Source organism: Aeromonas sp. 55A (assembly GCF_051919665.1).
GTDB classification, from domain to species: domain Bacteria; phylum Pseudomonadota; class Gammaproteobacteria; order Enterobacterales; family Aeromonadaceae; genus Aeromonas; species Aeromonas veronii.
This window is the reverse complement of sequence record NZ_JBQBEH010000008.1, coordinates 2,922,985-2,937,604: the sequence shown is the minus strand read 5'-3', so window position 1 is coordinate 2,937,604 and position 14,620 is coordinate 2,922,985. Positions and strand designations below refer to the sequence as shown.

16 protein-coding genes and 1 tRNA gene are annotated in these 14,620 nt (G+C 60.5%); 16 read left to right on the top strand and 1 reads right to left on the bottom strand.

The window, feature by feature from the left end; translation table 11 throughout:
• The 16 genes from exeF (at position 1) to chbG (ending at position 14,367) form a co-directional block, all read left to right on the top strand.
• Complete coding sequence (gene exeF, locus ACTG2G_RS17700; RefSeq protein ID WP_202000670.1) at positions 1–1,221, top strand: GspF family T2SS innner membrane protein variant ExeF; 1,221 nt, start codon at positions 1–3, stop codon at positions 1,219–1,221.
• Between the two features lie 97 nt (positions 1,222–1,318).
• Entirely contained in the window at positions 1,319–1,750 is a 432-nt protein-coding gene (exeG, locus tag ACTG2G_RS17695) for a GspG family T2SS major pseudopilin variant ExeG (RefSeq protein ID WP_005338297.1), read from the top strand.
• A 47-nt stretch (positions 1,751–1,797) separates the two neighbouring features.
• Positions 1,798–2,370, top strand: coding sequence for a GspH family T2SS minor pseudopilin variant ExeH (gene exeH, locus ACTG2G_RS17690; protein ID WP_439985703.1), 573 nt, complete (start codon positions 1,798–1,800; stop codon positions 2,368–2,370).
• Positions 2,367–2,726 carry a GspI family T2SS minor pseudopilin variant ExeI gene (exeI, locus tag ACTG2G_RS17685; RefSeq protein ID WP_005338301.1) on the top strand — a complete coding sequence of 120 codons (360 nt, stop codon included), beginning with the start codon at positions 2,367–2,369 and terminating at the stop codon, positions 2,724–2,726. Before exeH ends, exeI begins: the two co-directional genes overlap by 4 nt.
• Positions 2,723–3,472, top strand: a complete 750-nt coding sequence (gene gspJ, locus ACTG2G_RS17680; RefSeq protein ID WP_439985702.1) for a type II secretion system minor pseudopilin GspJ — start codon at positions 2,723–2,725, stop codon at positions 3,470–3,472. Before exeI ends, gspJ begins: the two co-directional genes overlap by 4 nt.
• Complete coding sequence (exeK, locus tag ACTG2G_RS17675; RefSeq protein WP_439985701.1) at positions 3,462–4,463, top strand: GspK family T2SS minor pseudopilin variant ExeK; 1,002 nt, start codon at positions 3,462–3,464, stop codon at positions 4,461–4,463. Before gspJ ends, exeK begins: the two co-directional genes overlap by 11 nt.
• A 122-nt stretch (positions 4,464–4,585) precedes the next feature.
• Complete coding sequence (gene exeL, locus ACTG2G_RS17670) at positions 4,586–5,770, top strand: GspL family type II secretion system protein ExeL (protein ID WP_439985700.1); 1,185 nt, start codon at positions 4,586–4,588, stop codon at positions 5,768–5,770.
• Positions 5,767–6,258 (top strand): GspM family type II secretion system protein ExeM, encoded by a 492-nt coding sequence (gene exeM, locus ACTG2G_RS17665; RefSeq protein WP_151286681.1) that lies wholly within the window; start codon positions 5,767–5,769, stop codon positions 6,256–6,258. Before exeL ends, exeM begins: the two co-directional genes overlap by 4 nt.
• Entirely contained in the window at positions 6,255–7,022 is a 768-nt protein-coding gene (gene exeN, locus ACTG2G_RS17660) for a GspN family type II secretion system protein ExeN (protein ID WP_421386054.1), read from the top strand. Before exeM ends, exeN begins: the two co-directional genes overlap by 4 nt.
• Positions 7,023–7,653: 631 nt before the next feature.
• Positions 7,654–7,971: a PTS sugar transporter subunit IIB gene (locus tag ACTG2G_RS17655; RefSeq protein WP_033135185.1), complete on the top strand. Its 318-nt coding sequence runs from the start codon at positions 7,654–7,656 to the stop codon at positions 7,969–7,971.
• Between the two features lie 14 nt (positions 7,972–7,985).
• The gene (gene chbC, locus ACTG2G_RS17650) at positions 7,986–9,347 is read left to right on the top strand and encodes a PTS N,N'-diacetylchitobiose transporter subunit IIC (RefSeq protein ID WP_421205442.1); all 1,362 of its coding nucleotides are present in this window, start codon (positions 7,986–7,988) and stop codon (positions 9,345–9,347) included.
• A gap of 68 nt (positions 9,348–9,415) precedes the next feature.
• Entirely contained in the window at positions 9,416–10,798 is a 1,383-nt protein-coding gene (locus ACTG2G_RS17645; RefSeq protein ID WP_421386053.1) for a glycoside hydrolase family 1 protein, read from the top strand.
• 23 nt (positions 10,799–10,821) lie between these two features.
• Positions 10,822–11,175 carry a PTS N,N'-diacetylchitobiose transporter subunit IIA gene (gene chbA, locus ACTG2G_RS17640; protein ID WP_005350025.1) on the top strand — a complete coding sequence of 118 codons (354 nt, stop codon included), beginning with the start codon at positions 10,822–10,824 and terminating at the stop codon, positions 11,173–11,175.
• Between the two features lie 54 nt (positions 11,176–11,229).
• Positions 11,230–12,057 (top strand): transcriptional regulator ChbR, encoded by an 828-nt coding sequence (gene chbR, locus ACTG2G_RS17635; protein WP_421205446.1) that lies wholly within the window; start codon positions 11,230–11,232, stop codon positions 12,055–12,057.
• 145 nt (positions 12,058–12,202) lie between these two features.
• The gene (locus ACTG2G_RS17630; RefSeq protein WP_421386052.1) at positions 12,203–13,549 is read left to right on the top strand and encodes a 6-phospho-beta-glucosidase; all 1,347 of its coding nucleotides are present in this window, start codon (positions 12,203–12,205) and stop codon (positions 13,547–13,549) included.
• Positions 13,550–13,602: 53 nt separating this feature from the next.
• Positions 13,603–14,367: a chitin disaccharide deacetylase gene (chbG, locus tag ACTG2G_RS17625; RefSeq protein WP_421386051.1), complete on the top strand. Its 765-nt coding sequence runs from the start codon at positions 13,603–13,605 to the stop codon at positions 14,365–14,367.
• 85 nt (positions 14,368–14,452) lie between these two features.
• Here chbG and ACTG2G_RS17620 read toward each other — a convergent pair.
• A tRNA-Ser gene (locus ACTG2G_RS17620) sits at positions 14,453–14,540 on the bottom strand.
• Between the last annotated feature and the right edge of the window lie 80 nt (positions 14,541–14,620).

Sequence of the window (14,620 nt, the reverse complement as noted above, 5' to 3'; positions counted from 1 at the left end):
ATGGCGGCATTCGAATACAAGGCCCTCGACAACAAGGGGCGTAGCAAGAGCGGCGTGATGGAGGGTGACTCGGCCCGTCAGGTGCGCCAGCTGCTGCGCGAGCAGGGGCTCACTCCCCTCGAGGTAAACGAGACCACCGAGAAGGCGAAACGGGAGGCGACCCGCTTCGCCCTGTTTCGGCGTGGCGCCAGCACAGCCGAGCTGGCCCTGATCACTCGCCAGCTGGCCACTCTGGTCGGTGCCGGCCTCACCATCGAAGAGGCCCTCAAGGCGGTGGCCGAGCAGTGCGAAAAAGCTCACTTGCGCTCTCTGGTGGCCACCGTGCGCAGCAAGGTAGTGGAAGGCTATTCGCTGGCCGACTCGCTGGGGGCCTTTCCCCATGTATTTGACCAGCTGTTTCGCTCCATGGTGGCGGCCGGTGAAAAATCGGGCCATCTGGAGAAGGTGCTCAACCGCCTCGCCGACTACACCGAGCAGCGCCAGCACATGCGCACCAAGCTGCTGCAGGCGATGATCTACCCCATCGTGCTCACCTGCGTCGCCATTGGGGTTATCTCGATCCTGCTTACCGCCGTGGTACCCAAGGTAGTGGCCCAGTTTGAACACATGGGCCAGCAGCTGCCGGGCACCACCCGCTTTCTCATCGGCACCAGCGAACTGATGCAGGCCTACGGCCTCTGGTTCCTGCTGCTGATCTTCCTGGGCTGCTTTGTCTGGCGCTGGTGGCTCACCGACGAGAAGCGCCGCCGACGCTGGCATCAGGTGCTGCTCGGCCTGCCGGTGATTGGCCGGGTCAGTCGCGGTCTCAACACCGCCCGCTTCGCCCGCACGTTAAGCATCCTCAATGCCAGTGCGGTGCCGCTGTTGGAGGGGATGAAGATCTCCGGCGAAGTGCTCTCCAACGACTTTGCCAGAATGCGTATTCTCGAGGCCGCCGAACGGGTGCGCGAGGGGACCAGTCTGCGCAAGTCGCTGACCGAGACCAAGATTTTCCCGCCCATGATGCTGCACATGATCGCCTCCGGCGAGCAGAGCGGCGAGCTCGACAGCATGCTGGAGCGGGCTGCAGACAACCAGGATCGGGAGTTTGAATCCCAGGTCAATATCGCCCTCGGGGTGTTCGAACCCATGCTGGTGGTCTCCATGGCCGGGGTGGTGCTGTTTATCGTGATGTCGATCCTGCAGCCGATCCTCGAGCTCAACAACATGGTGAATATGTAAGTTTCCGGCGTTCGATAGCCCCGCTGGCGGCCCGTCGAACCCACCCAGTGATCACTCTCTGATGGGCTATCCCATCTCATTCGTTACGGAGCAACTCATGAACAAACGTCGTCAATCCGGTTTTACCCTGCTGGAAGTCATGGTAGTCATCGTGATCCTCGGCATTCTGGCCAGTCTGGTGGTGCCCAATCTGATGGGCAACAAGGAGAAAGCTGACCAGCAGAAAGCGGTCTCCGATATCGTGGCGCTGGAAAATGCCCTCGACATGTACAAGCTGGACAACAACCGCTACCCGACCACAGAACAGGGTCTGGACGCGCTGGTGACAAAGCCCTCAATCGATCCGGCGCCGCGCAGCTACCGCGATGGCGGCTACATCAAGCGCCTGCCGCAAGATCCCTGGGGCAACCCGTACCAGCTGCTGAGCCCGGGCCAGTTCGGCAAGATCGACATCTTCTCCATGGGTCTGGATGGCGAAGCCGGTACCGATGACGACATCGGCAACTGGAACCTGAAGGATTTCCAATAAGTGATATGTCGCCAGCGCATTCACTCCGCCTTGCTGGAGCAGCCTGAATGAAGGCTGCGCCATCTGCTCGTCGCCAATCCGGCTTTACTCTGCTGGAAGTGTTGCTGGTCGCCATGCTGATGGGGCTGGTGGCCACCGCCGTCACTCTCAGCATGGGAGGCGCCAGAGGAGATAGGGAGCTGGACAAGCAGGCGCGTCGCCTGATGGCGACGCTGCAGCTGGCGCAGGAGTATGCGGTGATGGATGGTCGGCTGGTAGGCATTCGCATCGAGGATAACGGCTGGCAGTTTATGCAGCGTCAGGCCAAAGATCGCAAGTGGCTGGCCCTGACTGGCGACAAGCAACTTGGGCCGGTGCAACTGGCCGAGAACATGACGCTGGCACTGGAGCTGGAAGGCTTTGGCTGGCAGCCCGATCCCGACGAGAAAACCGAACAGAAGCGCGACGAGAAGGAGCGCACGCCGCAGCTACTGATCTTCCCGGGCGGCGAGCTGAGCCCGTTCGTGCTCACCTTCACCCAGCAGGATGAGGATGCCCGCTACACCCGCATTGTCAAGGGGTACGAGTTCGGCCGCCTCACCCTGCTCACCGGCGATGAAGAGGAAGAGGTGAGCGAATGAACGCCCGCGGCATGACCTTACTCGAAGTGATGGTGGCGCTGGCGGTCTTTGCCATCGCGGGTCTCGCGGTAATGAAAACCGCCAGCGAACACCTCTCGGCCCTCAACTATCTGGAACAGAAGACACTCGCCACCTGGGTGGTAGAGAACCAGCTGGTGCAACAGAAGCTCGAGAACAAGTGGCCCGGAGACAGCTGGGTGGAAGGGGATGAGCAGATGGCGGGCAGCACCTGGTACTGGCGCTATCGCGGCGTCGCCACCGCCGACAACAACTTCCGGGCGCTCGATATGGAAGTGCGTACCGAGGCCAAAGCCGAGAACCCGGTCGCCATGATGCGGACCTATATCAGCCGATGACCCAGCACTCCGCCCGCACGCCTCACCCCGTCAGCCATGCCGGTTTCACCCTGCTCGAAATGCTGGTGGCGATCGCCATCTTCGCCACTCTCAGCATGGGCGCCTATCAGGTGCTGCAGGGGGTGCTCACCAGCGACGAGGTGGCCAAGCGCAAGGAGGCTCGCCTCAACGAATTGCAGCTCGCCTTCACCCTGCTGGAGCGAGACGTCACCCAGATGGTGCCGCGCAGCGGCCGCATCGAGGGAGAGAACAACAAGGTGCTGCTGGCGGCCTCCCGGTTCGGCCAGCAGAGCGATGACTGGGGCATGGCCTTTATGCGCAGCGGCTGGCTCAACCCGGACGGCATGCTGCCCCGCTCCCATCTGCAACGGGTCGGCTGGCGCCTCAAGGATCAGAAGCTGGAGCGCCTGAGCTACCTCTATCCGGATCCGGTGATCGGCACCGAGCCGCGCATCCAGCCAGTGCTGACAGGGGTCACGGCGTTTCGCCTCTACTTCTTCGACAAGGGCAACTGGAAGGAGGAGTGGACCCAGCGCAGCGTGCTGCCCCACGGGCTGGCAGTGGAGCTGGATCTGGAAGATTACGGCACCATTCGCCGCCAGTTCCTGATTGGTGCCGGTGGCCAGCGCGCCGAAGAGAACAGCCAGAGCAGCAACCCCGACCAAGGTGGCAACAACAACGGCACTGCCAATGCCAATGGCGGTAATGGTGACAGCCAGAACGGAGGGGGCGCCAATGCGGGCTAATCTCGCCGCCCCCGGTCACCAGCGCGGCATGGCGTTGCTGGTGGTGCTGCTGATCCTCTCGGTGATGGTGATCATCGCCAGCAATATGAGCGGCCGCCTGCAGCTTGAGCTGCGCCGCACCGCCAACATCACCACAGGCAAACAGGCGTGGTGGTATGCCCTCTCGGCAGAAGCGCTGGTGAGCAAGGTGCTGACGCAGGATTTCAAGGACAACCCCGAGGTGGTCAACCTCAGCCAGAACTGGGCCCGCAAGAACACTGTATTTCCGGTGGACGATGGCCAGCTCAAGGGCGAGGTGACCGACCTGCAATCCTGCTTCAACCTCAACAGCCTGAGCGTGGCCTCCAAGGCGGGGAGCGGCGAGGAGCTGGCGCAGCAGCCCTATCCGGTGCAAGTGTTTCGCGAACTGCTCAAGCAGCTGGCGATGGATGATTACGAGGCGGCCCAGCTCACCGATGCCATCCGTGACTGGACCGACAAGGATACGGTGCTGGTCTCCAGCCTTGGTGCAGAGGACGCCTATTACGAGGGTCTCAAGCCACCCTATCTGACCGCCAACCAGTGGATGCTGGGCAAGGACGAGCTGAGGGCGGTGCGCGGGGTGACGGCCAGGGTCTATGCCAAACTGGCCCCCTATGTCTGCACCCTGCCCAACGACAAGTTGAAGATCAATATCAATACCCTTGCCCCCCAGCGCCCCGAGCTGCTGGTCGCCCTCTATCTGGGTACTATCGGGGTGGATGACGCCAAGCGGGTGCTGAACGAGCGGCCACAGAAGGGGTGGAAAGAGAGCAAGCTGATGACAGACATGCTCGCTCCGGTCGATTCGGTGAAAGGGCTGAAAGATGCGTTGGTGGTGAAAAGCGACTTCTTCGAAGCCCGAGTCGTGGCCGAGGTCGGCGACAACCGGGCCTGGCTAGAAACTCTGTTCCAGCGGGGCAAGGACAATAAACTGGTGATGCTGCGCCGCCTCAGTAGCGGCGCCGAATAAACAGCGCACCTGCAGGCCATCGCCCGCGGGTACGAGAGATGTTGGATGCAGCCTGCGGGCTGCGCACCGGTTGCCAGGGCGCACAACGCCCTTTGCAAACCGGTATCGCAGGAGAGAGATGCGTGAGCGAAAGTCTGGTCATCCGACTGGGGACCAATAAACAACAACCCGTGGCCTGGCTGGTCTGGTCGAGTCAGGAGCAAGAGATCATCGCCTCCGGCACCCTGCCCTCGGCCGATGCCCTGGGCGAGCTGCAGGAGCGGGCCGGTGGCCGCCCCGTGGTCACCCTGGTGCCGGGCAGCGATCTGATCTTCCGGCGCGTCACCCTGCCGGGTCGCTACAACCGCCAGTCAGCGGCGGCTCTCCCCTACCTGTTGGAGGAGCAGATCGCCTCCGACGTGGACGAGCTCCATCTGGTGGTGCTGGCCCACGAAGGGCAGCAGGTCGATCTGATGGCGGTGGATCGGCAGAAGATGGCCGAGTGGCTCGGCTGGCTCGATGCCGCAGGCCTCAAGAGCCTGCAACTGCTGCCCGATGTGCTGGCGCTGCCACAGGCCGCTGATGGCTGGTCTGCGCTGCAACTCGGCAATGAGTGGCTGGTACGCCAAGGCCCCTGTCAGGGGATCGTCGCCGACGAGCTACTGCTGGCCATCTTGCTGGCAACCGAAGCCGAGCCGGTCACCATCCACAGCCACACCCCGGTGCCCGCCATTGCAGCCGCCAACTGGCGGGCGGCGGAGCCCGAGCTGCCCATGCTGCTGCTGGCCAAGGGGGCCCTCACCTGCCGGGCCAACCTGCTGACCGGCCCCTACCGGCCCCAGACCGAATATGCCCGCTACTGGTTGCAGTGGCGCAAGGTGGCCATCACCGCCGGCCTGTTGCTGCTGGTGGCCCTCGGCCAGCGCGGGGTGCAGCTCTATCAGCTCACCGAGCAGGACAAGGCGCTGAAAGCGGAGATCCGCGCCGTCTATACCCGCATCTTCCCGGGTGAGAGCCGCATCGTGAACGTGCGCAGCCAGATGACCCAGCATCTGCAACAGATGGGACAAGCCCCGCAAAACGGCGTACTGCTGATGCTCACCGAGCTGGCCCCCACCTTTGCCGAAGTCCCCGGCCTCAAGCCGCAGGTGATGCGCTTTGATGCCAGTCGCCGCGAGCTGAGGCTGCAGGTGACCGCTCCCGGCTTTGCCGAGATCGAGCGGTTCCGCGAGCTGGCTGGCAAGCAATTCGAGGTACAGCAAGGCGAGGTGCGCAGCACCGAGGGCAAGGTAGAGGGCGCACTGGTGCTCAAGGGTAAATCATCATGATGGAAAAACTGCAGAGCTGGTGGCACGGCATCACAGCACGGGAACAGCGGCTGGTGGTCGCAGGCGGCGTTCTGCTGCTGGTTGGTCTCTTCTACTGGAGCGTCTGGCAGCCCATCGCCAACCGCATCGCGGAGCGGGAGCGGCAGGTGCAGAACCAGCAGCAGACCCTCGCCTGGCTCAAGGAGAAAGGTGAAGAGGTGCTGGCCATGCAGGGGGGATCGGGTCGCCATATCGACACCAGCGGCACCCTGGAAGGGGTGGTCAACCGCACCGCCTTCAACCACAAGATCAAGATTGCCCGGCTGCAACCCCAGGCGCAGGAGCTGCAAGTGTGGATTGACACAGTCCAGTTCGATGACTTGCTGCTCTGGCTCTCCACGCTGGTGGAGCAGCACGGCATTCAGGTTCAAATCATCGAGATCGCCCGCGAGGATCTGGCCCCGGGTCTGGTCAAGGTCAGACGTTTGCAATTGAGTCGTCCACAATGAAAAAACGCATCCTGATTGCCAGCCTGTTTCTGGCCGCCTATCTGCTCTTCCTGCTGGCCACCCTGCCCGCGGCACTGGTGGCTCGCCATCTGCCGCTGCCTGCCAACGTTGCCAACCTGCTGAAACTGGAAGGGGTGAGCGGCACCCTCTGGAGTGGCCAGATTGCCCGACTGCAATATGCCAGCGAATCGGTGAACCAACTGCGCTGGGATCTCAACGGCTGGTCGCTGCTGCGCTTCGCCCCCGAAGTAGCCATACGCTTTGGCGATCGCAACGGCCTCAACGGTCAGGGCGTTGTCGGCTGGAATGGCGCCGCCTTCGGTCGGGATCTGACTCTCAACGCCCCCGCCCCCTGGTTGCTGAGCCGGGTGCCGATGCGCCTGCCGATCCCGCTCACCGTCAGCGGCCAGCTGCAGCTCAAAGTGGAGCAATTTGCCCAGGGCAATCCCTGGTGTGACAACCTCTACGGCAACCTCGACTGGTACAACGCCAGTGCCGATACCCCGGCGGGCAAGCTGGATCTGGCCGACCCCGAGCTGAAGCTCACCTGCCTCGGCTCCAAACTGGTGGCTGAACTCAAGCAGGGCTCCGATGCGGTGCAGACCATGGGTCGCCTCGAGCTGCAACCCAATGGCCAATACCTGTTCCAGGGCACCCTGAAACCGGGCCCAGAACTGCCACCGCAGATGCAACAAGGGCTCCCCTTCCTCGGCCAGCCCGACAGTCAGGGCCGCTTCCCCCTGCGCTATCAGGGGCGGATCTAACCCCCTATCCCGCTGACCCCGGAGCCACTCCGGGGTCAGCTTGTTTATCCCTTTGTGCCTTCTCCTCTCACTGCACTGACCCCCTCAGCCCTTACTCATTTAACTCTGACGTACCGCCACATCCCCTGTAAGAGTGTCTGATCCCCCTCTCTTTCAACCCGCTCTGCGCAGCAACAACCAGCCTCACTCGTCAATCCACTTGCCGCAAATGGTCAATGAGCACACACCTTGCTCAAAAAGTGGCAACTCGCCATAGCCAAATTAAATATCAATAAGATTGCATCATTTGATAAATGTGAGCTGTCACCCGTTATTGATCTTTTCCAGCCACATTACAGCCGCCCACCAGAGCATAAAAATAACTAACTGAAAAATAACGATTAAAAAAGAAAACCATCCTCTTCACGCCCCATTCAATCTCATTTCCTTTGTGCCAACCCATCAGAAATGTGAGCAACGGCAAAACAATAGGTCAACCAGAGACCATTGATAAAAACATCGAAATACCAGATGGAACCCAGAGGCCGATACAATGAAGTCAATTTGAGATGATTGATGTGTCTAGATAACACAACAGGCAACCATCTCGACCGATCTGTTCATTTGGTTTTCAAGCGTTGAGGAAAGGGTTATGGAAAAGAAGCGTATCTACCTGTTTTGCTCTGCCGGGATGTCCACTTCACTGCTGGTTTCAAAGATGAAGGCGCAGGCAGAAAAATATGATGTGCCGGTGCTGATCGATGCCTATCCGGAGACCCTGGCAGGCGAGAAGGGACAGGATGCCGACCTGGTGCTGCTGGGCCCGCAAATCGCCTACATGCTGCCGGAGATCCAGCAGCAACTGCCGGGCAAGCCGGTCGAGGTGATCGACACCCTGCTCTACGGCAAGGTCGATGGCCTCGGCGTACTGAAGGCGGCAGTAGCCTCCATCAAGAAGAGCCTCGCATAGGTAAGGAGATCCCTGTGAGCAACATCATCGCATCGTTGGAGAAGGTCATACTGCCCATTGCCGTCAAGCTGGGCAAACAGCCTCATGTCAACGCCATCAAGAACGGCTTTATCAAGCTGATGCCCCTGACACTGGTCGGGGCCATGTTCGTACTGATCAACAACGTGTTCCTGAGCTTTGGCGAAGGCTCCTTCTTCTACTCCATCGGTGTGCGGCTCGATCCTGCCACCATCGCCACCCTAGACGGCCTCAAAAGCATCGGTGGCAACGTCTATAACGGCACTCTGGGGATCATGTCCCTGATGGCCCCCTTCTTTATCGGTCTGGCGCTGGCCGAAGAGCGCAAGAGCGATCCCCTGGCATCGGGCCTGCTCTCGGTAGCGGCCTTTATGACCGTCACGCCGTTCAGCGTGGGCGACGCCTATGCGGTGGGCGCCAACTGGCTGGGCGGAGCCAACATCATCTCCGGCATGCTGATCGGTATCGTCGTGGCCGAGATGTTCGCCTTTATCGTCCGTCGCAACTGGGTGATCACCCTGCCTGACAGCGTGCCGGCCTCGGTCTCCCGCTCGTTCTCCGCGCTCATTCCGGGCTTTATCATCCTCTCCATCATGGGGGTCATCTCCTATCTGCTGAGCGATGCGGGCACCAACTTCCACCAGCTGATCATGGACAGCATCGCCAAGCCGCTGTCCAATATGAGCGGTCTGGTCGGCTGGGTCTATGTGGTGTTCTCCTCCTTCCTCTGGTTCTTCGGGGTACACGGCATGCTGGCGCTCACCGCGCTGGAATCCGGCATTCTGTTCCCCTTTGCCCTGGAAAACGTCGCCCTCTACAACCAGTACGGTTCGGTCGAAGCGGCGCTGGAGGCAGGCAAGCAGTTCCACTTCTGGGCCAAGCCGATCACCGACTCCTTCGTCTTCCTCGGCGGTACCGGTGCCACACTGGGCCTCATCCTGGCCATCTTTATGGTCTCACGCCGCGATGACTACCGTCAGGTGGCCAAGCTGGGTCTGCCCTCCGGTCTGTTCCAGATCAACGAGCCCATCCTGTTCGGCTTGCCGGTCATCATGAACCCCATCCTGCTGGTGCCCTTCATCCTGGTGCACCCGGTACTGATGGGGATCACCATGGCGGCCTACTACGCCGGGATCATCCCGCCCATCACCAACATAGCGCCATGGACCATGCCGACCGGCCTGGGTGCCTTCTTCAACACCAACGGCAGCGTGGCCGCCTTCTGCCTGGCGATATTCAACCTGGGTGTCGCGACCATGATGTATATCCCCTTCGTGCTGATTGCCAACAAAGCGCAGAACGTCATCGATGAAGAAGAGGAGAGCGAAGAGGATATCGCTCTGGCTCTGAAGTTCTGATAACAGCCATTCCAATGACAGCAAGGGAGGAGCAAAACTCCTCCCCTAACAGCCTGGAGAAGTAACCCATGCAGTATCGTTTTCCGGATAACTTCTGGTGGGGCAGCGCCAGCTCGGCCCCGCAGATGGAAGGCGCCGCCAACCGCGGCGGCAAATCCACCAATATCTTTGACTACTGGTTCTCCATCGAACCGCAGCGTTTCCACAACGGGGTCGGCCCGACCGACACTTCCACCTTCTATGACAACTTCGAGAGCGACATCAAGCTGCTCAAGCAGCTGGGGCACAACAGTTTTCGCACCTCCATCTCCTGGTCACGGCTGATCCCGGACGGGGTGGGCGAAATCAACCAGGAGGCGGTCAGCTTCTACAACGCCGTCTTTGACCGGCTGCTGGCCGAGGGGATCACCCCGCTTATCAACCTCTACCACTTCGACATGCCGATGTGCATGCAGGAGCGTGGCGGCTGGGAGAGCCGGGAAGTGATGGCCGCCTATGTGCGCTACGCCACCCGCTGCTTCGACCTGTTTGGCGGTCGCATCAAGCACTGGTTCACCTTCAACGAGCCGATTGTGCCGGTCGAGTGCGGCTACCTTGGCCACTACCACTACCCCTGCGTGGTCGATTTTAGTCGGGCGGCTACCGTCGCCTACCACACCGCGCTGGCCCATGCCGGTGCCGTGCAGGCCTATCGCGCCTGCCAGCATGATGGCGAGATCGGCATCATCCTCAACCTGAGCCCAACCTATCCCCGCTCGCAGGATCCGGCAGATCTCGCCGCCTCCCGCATCGCGGATCTGCTGCTCAACAAAAGCTTCCTCGATCCTGCCCTGAAGGGGAGCTACGACCCCGAGCTGGTCGCGCTGCTAGAGCAGTACGACTTGCTGCCGCAGATCGAAGAGGGTGACAAGGCGCTGCTCGCCGCCGGCAAGGTGGATATCCTCGGCATCAACTACTACCAGCCGCGCCGGGTCAAGGCCAAAGAGGTGGCTTTGCCGGGTGTACCGCGTACGCCGGAAGATCTGTTCGACTACTACGAGATGCCGGGCCGCAAGATGAACCCCCACCGCGGCTGGGAGATTTACGAAAAAGGGATCTACGACATCCTCACCGACCTGCGAGTCAACTACGGCAACCTGCCCTGCTACATCTCGGAAAACGGCATGGGGGTCGAAGGGGAAGAGCGCTTTATCGGTCCCGAGGGACGGGTGGAGGATGACTACCGCATCCAGTTCATTCGCGAGCACCTCCAGTGGCTGCATCGCGCACTGGAAGAGGGCAGCGCCTGTCGCGGCTATCACCTGTGGACCTTTATCGACAACTGGTCCTGGCTCAACGCCTACAAGAACCGTTACGGCTTCGTCCGCCTCGATCTCAAGAGCCAGCAGCGCACCATCAAGAAAAGCGGCTACTGGTTTGCCGAGGTAGCGCGCAACCATGGTTTTAATTAACGCATTTACGTAAGGAACGACACATGTTCGATCTGGACAACATCACTGAAGAAGCCACCACCAGCAACGATCTGGAAGAGGTGGTAATGGGGCTTATCATCAACTCTGGGCAGGCCCGCAGCCTCGCCTACACCGCGCTGAAAAAGGCCAAGGAGGGGGATCTGGCCGCCGCTCACCAACTGATGGCCCAATCCCGCGAGGCGCTCAATGCCGCCCATCTGGTGCAGACCCAGCTGATCGAGGACGATCAGGGGGAAGGCAAGATCCCGGTCACCCTGGTGCTGGTACATGCCCAGGATCACCTGATGACCTCCATGCTGGCCCGTGAGCTGATCAGCGAGCTGATCGAGCTGCACGAAAAGCTGCAGAACCAATAACCTCCGGACGGGGCGAGAGGCCCCGTCATCGGCCCGCAGATCAGGAAGCGACTCATGAGCGTTAAAACAATCCGGGAAACCGAACTGTTTAACAACAAACCGTTCCACATGTTCATCTACAACAAACAGGTGAGCGGAACCGGTTTGCACCAGCACGACTACTACGAGTTCACCCTGGTACTGACCGGTCGTTACTATCAGGAGGTCAACGGCAAGCGGGTGCTGCTGGAGCGGGGGGATGTGGTCTTTATCCCGCTCGGCTCCCACCATCAAAGCTACTACGAGTTCGGCACCACCCGCATCTTCAACGTCGGGATCACCCGTACCTATTTTGACGAGCACTTCAAATACCTGCTGCCGGAACACTTCGTCGCCTCACAGGCCTATGCGCTCAAGAGCGAGTTCCTCAGCTACATCGAGTCGGTGCTGGTCTCGCCGGGGTTTAGGGAAGAGGCGCTGACCGAATTTCTCGAAGTGGTGACCTACGCGGTGATGAACCGGCTGCGTCACTACAAGGACACCTCCGCCAGCGATGATCTTCCGCTCTGGCTCCACGAAACCGTGGAGCGGATGCACGATCGCCCCCTCTTTGCCGAGGATGCGCTGGCCAACATGGTCTCCCTCTGTGGCAAGAGCCAGGAGTATCTGACCAGGGCCACCCGGCGTTACTACAACAAGACGCCGATGCAAATCATCAACGAGATCCGGATCAACTACGCCAAGATGCAGCTGGAGGTGACCAACAACTCGGTGGCCGATATCGCCTTCGAGACCGGCTACAACGACGTCAGCCTCTTTATCAAAAACTTCAAGAAGCTCACCTCGTTTACCCCGGGCAGTTACCGCAAATATCTCTATCCGAAATTCGAAAGTTCAGCCTGAGACCAGCGAGTTGCTGACCTAAACAACCCGGTTCAAGAGAACCAATCCATTGTCACCAGCCCCTGCCACAGGCGGCTGCGGCCCCTCTCACCATGAAGACAGAGCGGCCACCATCAAACCTAGAAAGATCGATGAAGAGGGATTTATGAGCGAGAAGATCAAGGTAGTCACCATTGGCGGCGGCAGCAGCTACACCCCCGAGCTGGTCGATGGTTTCATCAAGCGCTATGCCGAGCTGCCCATCAGCGAGCTGTGGCTGGTGGATATTCCCGCTGGCGAAGAGAAACTGAACATCATCTTCGACCTCTGCCAACGGATGATCCGTCAGGCGGGCATCCCCATGACCCTGCACAAAACCCTGGATCGCCGCGAGGCACTGGTGGGCGCCCACTTCGTCACCACCCAGCTTCGAGTCGGCCAGTTGCAGGCGCGGGAGAAGGATGAGCGCATCCCCTTGAGCCACGGCATGCTGGGGCAGGAGACCAACGGCGCAGGCGGCCTGTTCAAGGGACTGCGCACCATACCGGTCATCTTCGACATCATCCGCGACGTCGAAGCGCTTTGCCCGGATGCCTGGCTGATTAACTTCACCAATCCGGCCGGCATGGTGACCGAAGCGGTGCGCCGTCATACCAACTTCCGCCGCTTTATCGGGGTGTGCAACATTCCGGTCGGTATGCAGATGTTTGTGCGCGATGCCCTCAAACTGACCGAGCAGGATCACCTCTCCATGGATTTGTTCGGCCTCAATCATCTGGTCTTTATCGGCGATGTGCTGGTCAACGGCGAATCCCGCTTTGACGAGCTGCTGGAAGGGGTCGCCGATGGCAGCCTGACCCGCGCCAGCTCGGTCAAGAACATCTTCGACCTGCCGTTCGACCCCGGTTTTATCCGCGGCTTGCGCCTGCTTCCCTGCTCCTACCTGCGTTACTACTTCAAGGAGAAAGAGATGCTGGGGATCGAGATGGGCGAGTTCTATAAAGGCGGCGCCCGGGCTCAAGTCGTGCAGCAGGTCGAGAAGAAACTGTTCGAGCTCTACCAGAACCCCGATCTGTGCGAAAAGCCCAAGGAGCTGGAGCTGCGTGGCGGCGCCTACTACTCCGATGCAGCCTGCGAAGTGATCAGCGCCATCTACAACGACAAGCAGAGCGAGCACTACGTCATCGTGCCCCATCAGGGCCATGTCACCAATATCCCGGCCGACTGGACGGTGGAGATGAGCTGCCTGATCGGCCGTGACGGCGCCATTCCCCATCCGCGCCTCACCCGCTTTGACGACAAGGTGAACGGGCTGGTGCACCTCATCAAGAGCTTCGAGATCGCCGCAGCCAAAGCCGCCATCAGTGGCAACTTCGATGACCTGCTGCTGGCGATGAACCTCAACCCGCTGATCCACTCCGACAACGATGCCCGCATCGTCGCCCGCGAGCTGTTGCTGGCCCACCGCGAACACCTGCCCAACTTCGCCGCCGCCATCGACGCCCTCGCCTGAGGCCAGCACGCCCCGCCCGAACCGGCGGGGCGCTTAACCGCAAGGGAACCCTCATGAGCAAGAGATTGATCATCAACGCCGACGACTTCGGCCTCTGCCGCGCCCAGAACTACGGCATCATAGAGGCGTTCGAGCACGGAGTCGTCAGCTCCACCACCGCGATTGTCACCACCACCGCCATCGAGCATGCCGCCTGGCTGGCCAAACGCTTCCCCGAATTGCCAGTCGGGCTGCACTTTATGCTTAGCTGGGGCAAACCGCTCACGCCGCTCACCTCGCTGGTCAACGAGCAGGGTGAACTCAACAAGGGGATCTGGCACAAGAGCGAAGCCGGAGAGCTGGATCTGGCCGAGATATCCGGCGAGCTGGCGAGTCAGTATCAGCGCTTTGTCGAGATCTTCGGCCAACGGCCGACCCATATCGACAGCCACCACCATGTTCATATGTTGCCGACTATCTACCCGCTGGTGGAGGCTTTCGCCAAGGCGCATGGCCTGCCCCTTCGCATCGACCGGGGCGAAATAGCCCGCCACGGACTGACCGTCAACCATCCGCAGAGCTGCGATCGGTTCGACGACCGCTTCTACGGCGCGCAGCTGACCCAAGCCAGCCTGCTGCAACTGCTCGATGAGGCCAGTGAACTGAGAGCCCATTCGCTCGAGATCATGTGCCACCCTTCCTTTGTCGATCTTGAAATGCAGGGCAGCTCCTACTGCCAGCCCCGCCTCAACGAACTGGCCATCCTGACCGACCCGTCCCTGCCCGCCCTTATCGCCGAGCGCGGCTACCGCCTCGCCAGCTATCGGGAGTGGCAATAGCCAGCACGCCATCAGGTGGACCGATAAAAACCGCAGATACAAAAAAGCCCAAGCGATTGAATCACTTGGGCTTTCTCTTTGAATATGGCGGAGGAGGTGGGATTTGAACCCACGGATGGTCGCCCATCGCCGGTTTTCAAGACCGGTGCATTCAGCCGCTCTGCCACCCCTCCGAACGGCGTGCATACTACGCTAAGCCCTTGTTCATATGCAATACATATTTCCTGTGGGATAGTGTGCGGGAGCAAAATGG

Excerpts from the sequence above, each read along its gene's own strand:
- ACTG2G_RS17630 (WP_421386052.1), top strand. The coding sequence starts at position 12,203 with ATGAGCGAGAAGATCAAGGTAGTCACCATTGGCGGCGGCAGCAGCTAC.
- chbG (WP_421386051.1), top strand. The coding sequence starts at position 13,603 with ATGAGCAAGAGATTGATCATCAACGCCGACGACTTCGGCCTCTGCCGC.
- exeG (WP_005338297.1), top strand. The coding sequence starts at position 1,319 with ATGAACAAACGTCGTCAATCCGGTTTTACCCTGCTGGAAGTCATGGTA.
- ACTG2G_RS17645 (WP_421386053.1), top strand. The coding sequence starts at position 9,416 with ATGCAGTATCGTTTTCCGGATAACTTCTGGTGGGGCAGCGCCAGCTCG.
- exeI (WP_005338301.1), top strand. The coding sequence starts at position 2,367 with ATGAACGCCCGCGGCATGACCTTACTCGAAGTGATGGTGGCGCTGGCG.
- chbR (WP_421205446.1), top strand. The coding sequence starts at position 11,230 with ATGAGCGTTAAAACAATCCGGGAAACCGAACTGTTTAACAACAAACCG.
- exeK (WP_439985701.1), top strand. The coding sequence starts at position 3,462 with ATGCGGGCTAATCTCGCCGCCCCCGGTCACCAGCGCGGCATGGCGTTG.
- chbA (WP_005350025.1), top strand. The coding sequence starts at position 10,822 with ATGTTCGATCTGGACAACATCACTGAAGAAGCCACCACCAGCAACGAT.
- exeN (WP_421386054.1), top strand. The coding sequence starts at position 6,255 with ATGAAAAAACGCATCCTGATTGCCAGCCTGTTTCTGGCCGCCTATCTG.
- ACTG2G_RS17655 (WP_033135185.1), top strand. The coding sequence starts at position 7,654 with ATGGAAAAGAAGCGTATCTACCTGTTTTGCTCTGCCGGGATGTCCACT.
- exeF (WP_202000670.1), top strand. The coding sequence starts at position 1 with ATGGCGGCATTCGAATACAAGGCCCTCGACAACAAGGGGCGTAGCAAG.
- exeH (WP_439985703.1), top strand. The coding sequence starts at position 1,798 with ATGAAGGCTGCGCCATCTGCTCGTCGCCAATCCGGCTTTACTCTGCTG.
- gspJ (WP_439985702.1), top strand. The coding sequence starts at position 2,723 with ATGACCCAGCACTCCGCCCGCACGCCTCACCCCGTCAGCCATGCCGGT.
- exeM (WP_151286681.1), top strand. The coding sequence starts at position 5,767 with ATGATGGAAAAACTGCAGAGCTGGTGGCACGGCATCACAGCACGGGAA.